The organism is Pseudomonas shirazensis, assembly GCF_050496565.1.
GTDB lineage: Bacteria > Pseudomonadota > Gammaproteobacteria > Pseudomonadales > Pseudomonadaceae > Aquipseudomonas > Aquipseudomonas shirazensis_A.
The window spans coordinates 70160-82477 of sequence record NZ_JBNWAE010000007.1 but is presented as its reverse complement, the minus strand read 5'-3'; the positions used below and the strand labels follow the sequence as shown (position 1 = coordinate 82477).

Annotated in this window: 11 protein-coding genes; 4 read left to right on the top strand and 7 right to left on the bottom strand. The window is 62.8% G+C overall.

Annotated elements, in window-relative coordinates; genetic code table 11:
• Positions 1–7: 7 nt before the first annotated feature.
• Positions 8–580: a CsiV family protein gene (locus tag ACQZ2L_RS12140; protein WP_103438022.1), complete on the top strand. Its 573-nt coding sequence runs from the start codon at positions 8–10 to the stop codon at positions 578–580.
• A 4-nt stretch (positions 581–584) separates the two neighbouring features.
• Entirely contained in the window at positions 585–3884 is a 3300-nt protein-coding gene (locus ACQZ2L_RS12135; RefSeq protein ID WP_430326231.1) for an SNF2-related protein, read from the top strand.
• A 43-nt stretch (positions 3885–3927) separates the two neighbouring features.
• On the opposite strand, the gene nagZ is transcribed toward ACQZ2L_RS12135, so the two are convergent.
• Together nagZ and ACQZ2L_RS12125 are read right to left on the bottom strand one after the other, a co-directional pair.
• Entirely contained in the window at positions 3928–4926 is a 999-nt protein-coding gene (nagZ, locus tag ACQZ2L_RS12130) for a beta-N-acetylhexosaminidase (protein ID WP_430326455.1), read from the bottom strand.
• A gap of 81 nt (positions 4927–5007) precedes the next feature.
• Positions 5008–5721 carry a TetR/AcrR family transcriptional regulator gene (locus ACQZ2L_RS12125; RefSeq protein WP_430326230.1) on the bottom strand — a complete coding sequence of 238 codons (714 nt, stop codon included), beginning with the start codon at positions 5719–5721 and terminating at the stop codon, positions 5008–5010.
• A gap of 235 nt (positions 5722–5956) precedes the next feature.
• Here ACQZ2L_RS12125 and lexA point away from each other — a divergent pair, with 235 nt between their 5' ends.
• The gene (lexA, locus tag ACQZ2L_RS12120; RefSeq protein ID WP_430326229.1) at positions 5957–6565 is read left to right on the top strand and encodes a transcriptional repressor LexA; all 609 of its coding nucleotides are present in this window, start codon (positions 5957–5959) and stop codon (positions 6563–6565) included.
• 13 nt (positions 6566–6578) lie between these two features.
• Positions 6579–7058, top strand: a complete 480-nt coding sequence (gene sulA, locus ACQZ2L_RS12115) for an SOS-induced cell division inhibitor SulA (protein ID WP_430326228.1) — start codon at positions 6579–6581, stop codon at positions 7056–7058.
• A gap of 51 nt (positions 7059–7109) precedes the next feature.
• On the opposite strand, the gene ACQZ2L_RS12110 is transcribed toward sulA, so the two are convergent.
• The 5 genes from ACQZ2L_RS12110 to fadA form a co-directional block, all read right to left on the bottom strand.
• Complete coding sequence (locus ACQZ2L_RS12110; RefSeq protein WP_101321200.1) at positions 7110–7343, bottom strand: hypothetical protein; 234 nt, start codon at positions 7341–7343, stop codon at positions 7110–7112.
• Positions 7344–7393: 50 nt separating this feature from the next.
• A complete protein-coding gene (locus ACQZ2L_RS12105) occupies positions 7394–7915 on the bottom strand; it encodes a DUF6586 family protein (RefSeq protein ID WP_430326227.1) in 522 nt (173 codons plus the stop codon).
• Between the two features lie 174 nt (positions 7916–8089).
• Positions 8090–10702 carry a type I DNA topoisomerase gene (gene topA / locus ACQZ2L_RS12100; protein ID WP_430326226.1) on the bottom strand — a complete coding sequence of 871 codons (2613 nt, stop codon included), beginning with the start codon at positions 10700–10702 and terminating at the stop codon, positions 8090–8092.
• Positions 10703–10803: 101 nt separating this feature from the next.
• A complete protein-coding gene (locus tag ACQZ2L_RS12095; protein WP_430326225.1) occupies positions 10804–11055 on the bottom strand; it encodes a DUF1653 domain-containing protein in 252 nt (83 codons plus the stop codon).
• 76 nt (positions 11056–11131) lie between these two features.
• Positions 11132–12307, bottom strand: a complete 1176-nt coding sequence (gene fadA, locus ACQZ2L_RS12090; RefSeq protein WP_430326224.1) for an acetyl-CoA C-acyltransferase FadA — start codon at positions 12305–12307, stop codon at positions 11132–11134.
• Between the last annotated feature and the right edge of the window lie 11 nt (positions 12308–12318).

Sequence of the window (12318 nt, the reverse complement as noted above, 5' to 3'; positions counted from 1 at the left end):
AAGTTACATGCGTGCCATTCGTTGCCTGACCTTGCTGCTGACGCTGTGTGCGCCGACGGCGTTTGCTGATGGCTTGTATCAGGTGGAGATGCTGCTGGTGCGGCAAAACGATGTACCGGCGGTGACCAGCCAGTTCGCCCCGGAAGACTGGCGCGCCGGCGCGCCGCGCCTGAGCAAGGAAGCCGAACGGCCACCGGTGCTGACCGACGAAGCGACCCGCCTGGAGGCCACGCCGAGCTACACCGTGCTGCTGCACAAGGCCTGGCAGCAACAGCTCGGCAGCGAGCCCAGCAGCATTGCACTGGGCGCTGGCGAGGAGCAGTTCGGTCACTTCCCGATCGAGGGCAACCTGAGCCTGGCCGACGGCCGCTTCATCGCCGTGCAGGCGAGCTTCTGGGTCAACCAGCTCGATGGCAACGGTAACGTGCTGCGCAGCGAGCATTTCCAGCAGAGCAATCGCAACATGAAAAGCGGCCAGCTGACCTTCCTTGACGGTGGCCACCTGGCACTGCTGCTCAAGGTCGCACCCGTGGGCGCGCGCAAACTGCCGGAGATGACTCCGGAGATGATGGAGCAGTGACACCGTGACCTCCGACGCCGTCGCGCTGGTGCGCAGCAACACCAGCTGGAAACGCGCCTTCTCCGCTGCGGTTCTGCAACGCGGCCAGCGCTACGCCGAAGAAGACCGGGTACAGATCCTCGACCATGACGAGACGCGGATCGAAGCCACCTGTCGCGGCAGCGGCAGCGGCCTCTATACCCAGCGCATCCTCATCACAGCAGTTGCTGGCCAGTGCCATGTGCGCGGCCACTGCTCGTGCCCGGTCAGAGAGAATTGCAAGCACTGCGCTGCGGTGCTGTTCACCCTGCTTGACAGCAGCGCGCCGACAGACAGCGACACCCTGCCCCATCATTTGCAGCACTGGCTGCAAGGGATGCAGCAACCGGCCACAGTCAGCCTCGGCGCAGATGACAAACGCGGGCGGATGGTCTGCTATCAGCTGGTTGTGCATGAGGATCGCAGCTGCAGCCTGCGCGTGCGCAAAGGCACCGACGATGAGCGTGGCCTGCGCTTCAGCCGGGTGCAGTCGCTGTATGACTTCTTGTATGACACGCCGCGCTTCGTTACCGCTGAAGACCTGCGCATCCTGCGCCAGTTGAATGGGCAGAACATCCCTTACGGCCAGGACCGCGGCTACGCACTCAAAGGCCAGGAAGGCGGCGAATTGCTGCAGCGCGCACTGGACACCGGCCGCGTCCTGTACAGCGATGACCGGCCGCTGCTGCGCCAGGGCCCTGAGCGCGAGGCCGAGTTCCGCTGGGTGCGCCAGAGCGACGCTACCTATTGCGGCAGCTGGTTCAGCGGCGAGGAGAGGCTCTTCGTGCTGGCACTGGCGCCGCTGTTCTGGCTGGATGTACGCGCTGGTGAAATTGGCCGTGTCAGCCACTCACTCGACCCGCACATTGCCCTGCAACTGTCACTGGCACCGCCGGTACCCGAACATCTGGTCGTGCCGCTGAGTCACAAGCTCAACGCCCTCAACCATCAAGTGCCGACCCCGACCCAGGTCAAGCAGCAGCTGCTCGAAGACATCCAGCCGACTCCGCGCCTGACCCTAGGCAGCCTCGAGTTCAGTGCCTACACGCCCAAGACCGGGCGCATGCAACGGCAGATGCAACACCGCGCCGCGCTGGCGTTCGATTACGACGGCGTGCTGGCAATCGGCAACGACGACAAACCCCTGACCCGCCTGGTTGGTGCCACCAGCCAGCGCATCCGTCGTCAGCCACAGGCTGAGCAAGCCATGCGCAAGACCCTGCGCGAGCTGGGCTTCAAGCTGGCCACCCGGCAAAGCAAAGCGCTGCCCGACAGTGCCGGCGACATGCATCAGCTTGCCGACGACGAAGCCTGGCTGACATTCGCCCGCGACGGCCTGCCGCGCCTGCGTGAGGCCGGCTGGCATATCGATGTGCACCGTGATTTTGCCTTCAATTTGCAGGAGGTCGAAGACTGGTACGCCAGCGTCGACGAAGCACCTGGCCACGAATGGTTCGACCTTGAGCTGGGCATCGTCGTCGACGGCCAGCGCCACAGCCTGCTGCCGATCGTGCTGCAACTGCTGCGCAGCAATCCGGAAATGCTGCGCCCCAGCGAACTGGCCCGGCGTAGTGACGATGAGCACTTGCTGCTGGACCTCAACCGCGGCCGCCTCGACAGTCCGCCACTGCGTGTTGCCCTGCCCTACGGCCGGATCAAGGCGGTGATGTCGACCCTCGGCGAGCTGTACCTGCATGAACACACAGGCGGCCCGGCGCTGCGCCTGGACCGCGCCGATGCCGCGCGCCTGAGCGACATGGAACACATACCGCTGCTGTGGGAAGGCGGCGAGCACGTGCGCGGGCTCGGCCGGCGCCTGCGCGATGCGCGTGACATCCAGGTCGAACCGCCGCTTGCACTCAACGCGACCCTGCGCCCGTATCAGCAGCAGGGCCTGAACTGGCTGCAGGCGTTGCGCGAGATCGGCACGGGCGGGATTCTGGGCGACGACATGGGCCTGGGCAAGACCCTGCAGACCCTCGCCCATCTGCTGCTGGAGAAACAACACGGCCGCCTGCTGCAGCCGGCCCTGGCAGTGATGCCGACCAGCCTGATCCCCAACTGGGTCGACGAAGCCCAGCGCTTCGCTCCCGACCTGCGCGTGCTGGCCCTGCATGGGCCGACGCGCAGCAAGCACTTCGCCAGCCTGGGCCAATACGACCTGGTCCTGACCACCTATGCGCTGGTGCCGCGCGATATAGAGCAGTTGCGCGGGCAGCACTGGCACACGCTGGTGCTGGATGAAGCGCAGAACATCAAGACCAGCACCAGCAAGGCCGCCGTGGCCGTCGGCGAGCTGCAGGCAGGCCAGCGCCTGTGCCTGACCGGTACGCCGATGGAAAACAACCTCGGCGAGCTGTGGTCGCTGTTTCACTTCCTCATGCCCGGCTGGTTGGGCGACAGCAAACGCTTCAATCAGGAATACCGCACCCCCATCGAGCGCCATGGCGACCAGGAACGCCTCGCCCACCTGGCCGGGCGCATTCGCCCGTTCCTGCTGCGCCGGACCAAAGAGCAGGTAGCCAAGGAGCTGCCAGCCAAGACCGAGATGGTGCATTGGGTCGAGCTCAGCGACGCCCAGCGCGACACCTACGAGGCGGTGCGGGTGGCGATGGACAAGAAGGTCCGCGACGAACTCGCCCGCAACGGCGCGGCGCGCAGCCAGATCGTGATCCTCGATGCCCTATTGAAACTGCGCCAGGTGTGCTGCGACCTGCGCCTGGTGAAGAGTGTCGAGAGCAAAGGCAGTCAGGCCGACAAAGGCAAGCTGAGCAGCCTGCTGCAGATGCTTGAAGAACTGCTCAGCGAAGGCCGCCGGGTCCTGTTGTTCTCGCAGTTCACCTCGATGCTGGCGCTGATCGAGCAGGAGCTGATCAAGCGTGACATCCGCTACAGCCTGCTGACCGGCGACACCCGCGATCGCCGCGCACCGGTGCAGCAGTTCCAGCAGGGTGACAGCGAAGTGTTTCTGATCAGCCTCAAGGCCGGCGGCACCGGGCTCAACCTGACCGCTGCGGACACGGTGATCCACTACGACCCATGGTGGAACCCAGCCAGCGAAAACCAGGCGACCGACCGTGCCTATCGCATCGGCCAGGACAAACCAGTGTTCGTCTACAAGCTGATCACCCGAGGCACCGTCGAGGAGAAGATCCAGTTGCTGCAGCAAGAGAAGGCAGCACTCGCAGCCGGCCTGCTCGATGGCGGCCAGAGCGGTCAGTGGCGTCTGGGTGATGAAGAGATCGAAGCGCTGTTTGCGCCGCTGCCCGGCAAGCGCAGCCGTTAGGCAAGCCGGGCTGACCTGTCATCTGGGCCAGCCCGGCATTTGTTCAGTCGATCAACTGTGCTTCTTTCAAAGCGCCAAGCGCCTCCAGCCAGCGTGGCTGCTGGCGATAGTCGGTGCTGGCAAAGCCTTGCCCGCGCATGCCGGCAACCCGTGGCGAAGGCTTGACCTTGAGCCGCTGCACTGCGCTCAACGCCAGCTCTGCCGCAGCCCGGTCATTGCACACCAGGCCCATGTCGCAACCGGCGCTCAAGGCCGCTTCGATCCGGTTGGCGGCATCGCCGACCACATGCGCACCAGCCATGGACAGGTCGTCACTGAAGATCACCCCGGTAAAGCCCAGCTCGCCGCGCAGAATGTCCTGCAACCAGCGGCGCGAGAAGCCTGCGGGTTGATTGTCGATCTGTGGGTAGATCACATGTGCAGGCATGACTGCAGCTAACTGACCGCGCAAACGGGTGAACGGCACCAGGTCAGCCTGGCGCAACTGCTCGAGGCTGCGCTCGTCGGTGGGGATGGCCACGTGCGAGTCGGCCTCGGCCCAACCATGCCCCGGGAAGTGTTTGCCGCACGCAGCCATGCCGGCTGAGTTCATGCCGCGGATGAACGCGCCGGCCAGTTGCGTGGCCCGCTGCGGGTCGCCTTCGAAGGCGCGACTGCCAACCACTGCGCTGCGCTGGTGATCAAGGTCGAGCACCGGCGCAAAGCTCAGGTCCAGACCAACCGCCAGCACTTCAGTGGCCATCAACCAGCCACACTGCTCGGCGAGGTACTCGGCATTGCCGTTGTCGGCGATCGCGCGCATGGCCGGCAGGCGCACAAAGCCCTGACGCAGACGCTGCACGCGCCCGCCCTCCTGGTCGACAGCCAGAATCAGATCAGGCCGGATCGCCCGAATCGACGCACACAACTCACGCACCTGGCGCGGGCTGTCGATATTGCGGGCGAAGATGATCAGGCCAGCCACTTCGGGCTGGCGCAGCAACTGGCGGTCCTCGGCAGTCAGCCAGGTACCGGCGATGTCGATCATCAGGGAGCCTTGCAGGCTGGCAGTCATGAAAAGTCCTTCAGGGAATGTCGTGCAGTGAATTATCTGCGAAGCCTGTGCCCGCGCGCCAGTGCCGGCTCAGGCTTTGGCCGGCATGCCAGCGGTGCTGGTCTTGCTGCGCGGGCGCAGTTGCGCGGCAGCCATGGCCTGGTCGGTGACGCCGCTGTCGGCGCGCATACCGGCTGCGAGGAACGGCACCATCAAGCGCATGACCTGCTCGATCGAGGTGTTGATGCCGAAGTCGGTTTCGGCGATGGCGCGCAAGGCCTTGATCCCGGACATGCTGAACGCCGCCGCGCCAAGCATGAAGTGCACCCGCCAGAACAGCTCGATCGGCGGGATACGCGGTGCGGCATCGTTGACCAGCAGCATGTAGCGGCGGAATACCTTGCCGTACATGTCTTCAAGGTAACGGCGCAGGTGGCCCTGGCTCTGGCTGAAAGCCAGGCCGAGCAGGCGCATGAAAATCGACAGGTCATTGTTGCTACGCGGCTGCACTACCAGCGCCTGCTCGACGAGCATCTCCAGCAGCTCTTCAAGACTCGGCTTGAGTTCGGGACGGCCCTGGCGGCGCTCGAGTTCACGCTCGAGGCTTGCGCAGAACGGCCCGAGGAAGCGCGAGAAGACCGCCTGGATCAGCGCCTTTTTCGAGCCGAAGTGGTAGTTCACCGCTGCCAGATTGACGCCAGCCTTGCTGGTGATCAGGCGCAACGAGGTTTCCGCGAACCCCCTTTCCGCGAATAGCTGCTCGGCAGCATCGAGAATGCGTTCAACGGTTTCCGATTGGGCCATGACTACTCGCTACTCCGGGGTGGGGGCCTGACAAACAGTTGTTTGAAACATACGTTTCAGGCTCCTATCTGTCAAGGTTGGCTGACTCACCGGTCGCCATTAAAACACAGCCTCGCGCACAGAGCTGCAGGCCACGCCGTGCGTCAGCCCGAGCATCTTCTGCGGCAAGACGCTTGCAGCCAGCCTTCTACTGTATATAATCCCAGTCACTGTATAAAAAGACAGAGCGATCGCCATGTTGAAACTGACGCCACGCCAAGCCGAAATCCTGGCTTTCATCAAACGCTGCCTCGACGACAACGGTTATCCGCCGACCCGCGCGGAGATCGCCCAGGAGCTGGGCTTCAAGTCGCCCAACGCCGCTGAAGAACACCTCAAGGCCCTGGCGCGCAAAGGCGCCATCGAGATGACCCCGGGCGCGTCCCGCGGTATCCGCATCCCTGGCCACGAAGCCAAGGCCGAAGATAGCGGCTTGCCGATCATTGGCCGCGTCGCTGCCGGTGCGCCGATCCTGGCCGAACAGCATATCGAGCAGTCGTGCAACATCAACCCGACTTTCTTTCATCCGCCCGCTGACTACTTGCTGCGCGTACACGGCATGAGCATGAAGGACGTCGGTATCTTCGACGGTGACCTGCTGGCCGTGCATACCTGCCGCGAAGCACGCAATGGCCAGATCGTGGTCGCGCGCATCGGTGATGAAGTCACCGTCAAGCGCTTCAAGCGTGAAGGCAACAAGGTCTGGTTGATGGCCGAGAACCCCGAATTTGCCCCGATCGAAGTCGACCTCAAGCAACAGGACTTGATGATCGAGGGCTTGAGCGTCGGCGTCATTCGTCGCTGATCCAGGAGGCGTCATGCAGCAAGCAATCCACGTACCGCAGTCAATTCAGTTGCCATTATTCGAAGCGTTTCTGGCCGAACCGGTATTGCCTGGCCTGAAGGCCAGCACCCAGGCGCGGCAAAAAAACAGCGACCCCGAGCGGTTCAGTGAACTGGCCCTGCGCGGTGCGCCGGGACATTGCCAAAGCCTGCTGGCGCCGGTACTGCGCGACCTGAGCGAAGAAGTGGATGCGCGCTGGCTGACGCTGATCGCCCCGCCGACCAGCCTGACCCAGGCCTGGCTGCGTGATGCCGGGCTCAACCGCGAGCGGATTCTGCTGCTGCACCCGAGCAGCAACAAAAGCGCCTTGCAGCTGACCTGCGAAGCCCTGCGCATGGGCCACAGCCATACCGTGGTCAGCTGGCTGGGTAGCCTCAATGTCACCCTGCGTCAGCAGCTGATCCGCGCCGCCACGGTCGGAAACGCACAAAGCCTGAACATCCGCCTCGGCTGATGTTCAGGCTTCGCCTGTTCTCATCGTGATCGTGTAGGGGTCTGGCACTACTCAGTGCAGAACGCGCGGCCCTTCGTCACGTTCCAGCTCGCCTTCCACCAGCTTGCCAGCCATCTGCACGCCAACGCTGAGCATGGCCTTGGCCACCTCGACGTGTTGACCCTGCAAAAACACCTTGGCGTCCTCGGAGAAATCCAGGGTTACCAATGAGCCTTCATCTTCGGCGCGACGCAGCTCGATCCGGCCATCAGGCAACTCTACAATTTCAAGAAAGGACGTCGACATAAAAGGCTGTTCTCCACGAAAGGCGAGCATTGTACCAGCCAAGTGCCTGCTCAGCACTCACTCAACGCTTCACGAAAGCGCCTGGCGAGGTCTTTCAAATTGCTCCGCCACTGCTCGAGCTCTGCCCGCGAAAGCGCAGGCTGCTCGGGCTCGTCGAGGTTGACGGCCTGAATCAACGGCTGAGTGACGTCGGTTTTGGCGGTTTTTTTCGCGACAGGTGGTCGGAACAAATCTGCATAAGCGGTCAACATCTGCGCCAGCCAGGTTTGCCGATTGTCTGCCAGCTCGATCAGCTCGGCCAACTCAGGGATGGCCATGCCGGCCAGCACTTCGGCGTCCAATAGTTGTTCAGCGCGAGCAGCGCCCGCCTGCGGCAGGCGGTAGAAGCCGGCGATTTCGTGACACAGCCCAAGCAGCGCCCCGTACAGATGAAACTGCGCCGCTTCTCGCTCGGCCTGCACCAGCCCCTGGGCGTTCATGGCCTGGCTTTGCTCAGCCTTGGCCATGGACTCCAGCGCGAGGCCGGCGAAGAACAGTTTCTGGTTGGTGCGGGTGTAGAGTTCCTGGGCCATGGCGGTTTGGCCTCCTGAGGGCAGCGTGGCGATCAGCAAGTTTCAGCTATCGCCGGGCACTCTCGCAAGCATAAAAGCCGCAAGCGCAAAAGCAGCGCGGGGCAAGCCTGCTGCCGCGCCTCACCCTGAGGACACAACAGCGGGCTTGCCCCGCGCAGGTACTGCGGCGCCGGATCAGCGCTTGTCTTCGACCTTCCAGGCCTTGCCGTCGTAGAACGCCTTCCAACCGGTCGGCTTGCCGTCAACCTCGGACTGGACGTACTGCTCCTTGGTCTTGCGGCTGTAGCGGATCACGGTCGGGCGGCCGTCCGGATCCTTGGCAGGCGCTTCACAGAGGAAGTGGTACTTGGGATCGATCTCATCCTTGTGCGGGATGATTTCTTTCACCAATGGCGCACGCGTCTCACGGTTTTTCGGGAACTGGCTGGCCGCCAGGAACAAACCCGAGGCACCGTCACGCAGCACGTAGGTGTCGTCGACCTTCTCGCACTTGAGCTCAGGCATCTCCACCTTGTCCATCTTCGGTGGCGCTGCTTCGCCGTTCTTGAGCAGCTTGCGAGTGTTTTTGCAGGCCGGGTTGGTGCACCCGAAGAACTTGCCAAAACGGCCGGTCTTGAGCTGCATTTCGCTGCCGCACTTGTCGCACTCAAGGCTCGGGCCTTCGTAGCCCTTGATCCGGTAGCTGCCCTGCTCGATTTCGTAGCCAACGCAATCCGGGTTGTTACCGCAGATGTGCAGCTTGTGCTTCTCGTCCAGCAGGTAAGCATCCATCGCCGTGGCGCAGATCGGGCAACGGTGCTTGCCGAGCAGCACGCGCGATTCGGACTCACCCTCGTCGTCGGCGGCAATTTCGTCACCGGGAACCAGGTTGACGGTCGCCTTGCAGCGCTCTTTCGGCGGCAGGGTGTAGCCCGAGCAGCCAAGGAACACACCGGTAGAGGCGGTACGGATCATCATCGGCCGGCCACATTCCTTGCAGGCGATGTTGGTCATGGTCGGCTGGTTGGCGCGCATGCCGTGCTCGGGTGATTCGGCGGTCTGCAGCTTTTTGCTGAAATCGCCGTAGAACTCGTCGAGCACGTTTTTCCAGTCACGCTCGCCCTGGGCGACGTCGTCGAGGTTCTCTTCCATGCCGGCGGTGAAGCCGTAGTCCATCAGGTCGGAGAAGCTCTCGGACAAACGCTCGGTGACGATGTCGCCCATCTTCTCGGAATAGAAGCGGCGGTTATGCAGGGTCACGTAGCCGCGGTCCTGGATGGTCGAGATGATCGCCGCATAGGTCGACGGGCGACCGATGCCGCGTTTTTCCATTTCCTTGACCAAGCTGGCTTCGGTGAAGCGCGCCGGTGGCTTGGTGAAGTGCTGGCTTGGATCAAGCTTGATCAGCTTGAGCACTTCGCCCTGGCCCATGTCAGGCAGCACGTCATCTTCGCCTGGCTTGCTCTGCTGCGGCAGGACGCGGGTGTAACCGTCGAACTTGAGGATGCGGCCCTTGGCGCGCAGCTCGAAGTCACCGGCCTTGACCGTGACGCTGGTCGACAGGTACTGCGCGGGCGGCATCTGGCAGGCCAGGAACTGGCGCCAGATCAGCTCGTACAGGCGCTCGGCATCACGCTCCATGCCAGTAAGCTTGCTTGGATGGGTCGCCACGTCGGACGGACGAATCGCTTCGTGCGCCTCCTGTGCGCCAGCCTTGCTGCCATAGACGATCGGCGCTTCCGGCAGGTACTGCTTGCCGAACTCGCGCTCGATATAGCTGCGAGCCATTTCCACGGCATCGGCCGAGAGGTTGGTCGAGTCGGTACGCATGTAGGTGATGTAGCCGGCTTCGTACAGACGCTGGGCCATCATCATGGTCTTCTTCACGCCGTAGCCGAGGCGATTGCTCGCTGCCTGCTGCAGGGTCGAAGTGATGAACGGCGCCGACGGCTTGCTGCTGGTCGGCCGGTCTTCGCGCTTGGCGACGGTGTAGCTCGACGACTTGAGCTGATCCAGAGCAGCCATGGCCTGAGCTTCGTTGAGCGGCTTGAAGGCTTCACCCTTCTCGCGCGCCACTTCGAAGCGGACCTTGGCGTCCTTGGCGGTGCCGAGGTCGGCGTGCACTTCCCAGTATTCTTCCGGGTTGAACGCACGAATCTCGCGCTCACGCTCGACCACCAGCTTGACCGCTACCGACTGCACACGGCCAGCCGACAGGCCACGGGCGATCTTCGACCACAGCAGTGGCGAGACCATATAGCCCACCACGCGGTCGAGGAAGCGCCGCGCCTGCTGGGCGTTGACCCGGTTGATGTCCAGCTCACCTGGCTGCGAGAACGCCTCCTGGATGGCCTTCTTGGTGATTTCGTTGAACACCACGCGCTTGTAGCGGGTGTCATCACCACCAATGGCTTCGCGCAGGTGCCAGGCGATCGCCTCCCCTTCGCGGTCCAAGTCGGTCGCGAGATAGATGGTGTCGGCATCTTTGGCCAGGCGGCGTAGCTCTTCGATGACCTTTTCCTTGCCGGGCAAGATCTCGTACTTGGCTTTCCAGCCAGCGTCCGGATCAACACCCATGCGCGAGACCAACTGGCGGCGAGCCTTTTCTTTCGGCGTCAGTACCGGTGCCTCAGCCGCAGCTGCCTTGCCACGTTTGGCCGCCGGCTCCTTACTGGCGCTGGCCGAACCGCTGGTGGGAAGGTCACGGATGTGGCCGATACTCGACTTCACCACGTACTGGTTGCCCAGGTACTTGTTGATGGTCTTGGCCTTGGCCGGGGATTCCACAATGACCAGCGATTTGCCCATGGATCGGTGTATTCCTGAATCTGAAAATTAAAAATCGCGTCAGGTGCCGCACGCGGCACCGCTATATATAGTGGCTACAGGGTCAGGTCAAGCGCGCTCGACTAACCGCTGGCCTGTTCGGAAGAGCCAAAACGCCCCTCCTCGGCCGTGACCAGAGCAAAGCGCGGGACCTGCTCACCGTCAACTTCGACCGATTCGACAAACATTGCCAAGGGTCGCACCCACAGCCCGTAATCACCATACAGGCATTGGTAGAACACCATCCACTCTTCGCTTTCAGAATGGCGTGCTGCGCCGAACACACGATACTCAGGCCCTTTGTAATGCCGGTACACGCCTGGCTGTATGTGCATGTTGCTGACCCTCGTGATAAATCCTGTAAAAAACAAAACCGGGGCACATGGCCCCGGCTGCTGTCTTGCGTCGCGATCAGACGCGTTCGAAGACAGTGGTGATGCCTTGGCCCAGGCCGACACACATGGTGGCGACGCCGAGGGTGCCGCCATTCTGCTTCATGACGTTGAGCAAGGTGCCGGAAATTCGCGCACCGGAGCAACCAAACGGATGACCCAGGGCAATGGCGCCGCCGTGCAGGTTAACCTTCTCATTCATCTTGTCGAGCACTTTCAAATCTTTCAGCACTGGCAGGGCCTGTGCGGCGAAGGCTTCGTTGAGCTCGATGAAGTCGATATCTGCCATGCTCAGGCCGGCGCGCTTGAGCGCTTTGTGCGTCGAAGGTACCGGGCCGTAACCCATGATAGCCGGGTCGACACCGGCCACCGCCATCGAGCGCAGCACCGCCAGTGGCTGGATGCCCAGGTCCATGGCGCGCTGACCGGACATGACGATCATGCACGACGCGCCATCGGTGATCTGCGACGAGGTACCGGCAGTGACGGTACCACCTTTGGGGTTGAACGCAGGTTTAAGCGAGGCCAGGCCTTCCAGCGTGGTTTCCGGACGAATGGTCTCATCGAAGTCAAAGACCTTGAGGAAGCCGTTTTCGTCATAACCCTGCATCGGGATGATCTCGTCCTTGAACTTGCCCTCGACCGTGGCCTTGTGCGCCAACTGGTGCGAACGCACGGCGAAGGCATCCTGTTGTTCGCGGCTGATGCCGTGCATTTTGCCGAGCATCTCTGCAGTCAGGCCCATCATCCCTGAGGCCTTGGCAGCGTGCAAGGACATGTGCGGGTTGGGGTCGACGCCGTGCATCATGCTGACGTGGCCCATGTGTTCGACACCGCCGATGACGAATACGTCACCGTTGCCGGTCATGATCGCCTGGGCAGCGGTGTGCAGCGCGCTCATCGACGAGCCGCACAGGCGGCTGACGGTCTGCGCCGCCGAGGTGTGCGGGATCTGGGTCATCAGCGAGGCCATGCGGGCGATGTTCCAGCCCTGCTCGAGGGTCTGGTTGACGCAGCCCCAGATCACGTCCTCGACTTCTTTTGGGTCGACCTTGTCGTTGCGCTCGAGCAACTTGCTGATCAGGTGCGCCGACATGTCTTCGGCGCGGGTGTTGCGGTGCATGCCACCCTTGGAACGACCCATCGGGGTCCGACCGAAGTCGACAATCACCACGTCTCTTGGATTCAGGCTCATATCAATACTCT

What these genes read in the sequence shown, in the direction of transcription:
- ACQZ2L_RS12110 (WP_101321200.1), bottom strand. Translation starts at nt 7,343, where the DNA reads ATGTCGACGTCCTTTCTTGAAATTGTAGAGTTGCCTGATGGCCGGATC.
- fadA (WP_430326224.1), bottom strand. Translation starts at nt 12,307, where the DNA reads ATGAGCCTGAATCCAAGAGACGTGGTGATTGTCGACTTCGGTCGGACC.
- ACQZ2L_RS12140 (WP_103438022.1), top strand. Translation starts at nt 8, where the DNA reads ATGCGTGCCATTCGTTGCCTGACCTTGCTGCTGACGCTGTGTGCGCCG.
- lexA (WP_430326229.1), top strand. Translation starts at nt 5,957, where the DNA reads ATGTTGAAACTGACGCCACGCCAAGCCGAAATCCTGGCTTTCATCAAA.
- ACQZ2L_RS12125 (WP_430326230.1), bottom strand. Translation starts at nt 5,721, where the DNA reads ATGGCCCAATCGGAAACCGTTGAACGCATTCTCGATGCTGCCGAGCAG.
- sulA (WP_430326228.1), top strand. Translation starts at nt 6,579, where the DNA reads ATGCAGCAAGCAATCCACGTACCGCAGTCAATTCAGTTGCCATTATTC.
- topA (WP_430326226.1), bottom strand. Translation starts at nt 10,702, where the DNA reads ATGGGCAAATCGCTGGTCATTGTGGAATCCCCGGCCAAGGCCAAGACC.
- ACQZ2L_RS12105 (WP_430326227.1), bottom strand. Translation starts at nt 7,915, where the DNA reads ATGGCCCAGGAACTCTACACCCGCACCAACCAGAAACTGTTCTTCGCC.
- ACQZ2L_RS12095 (WP_430326225.1), bottom strand. Translation starts at nt 11,055, where the DNA reads ATGCACATACAGCCAGGCGTGTACCGGCATTACAAAGGGCCTGAGTAT.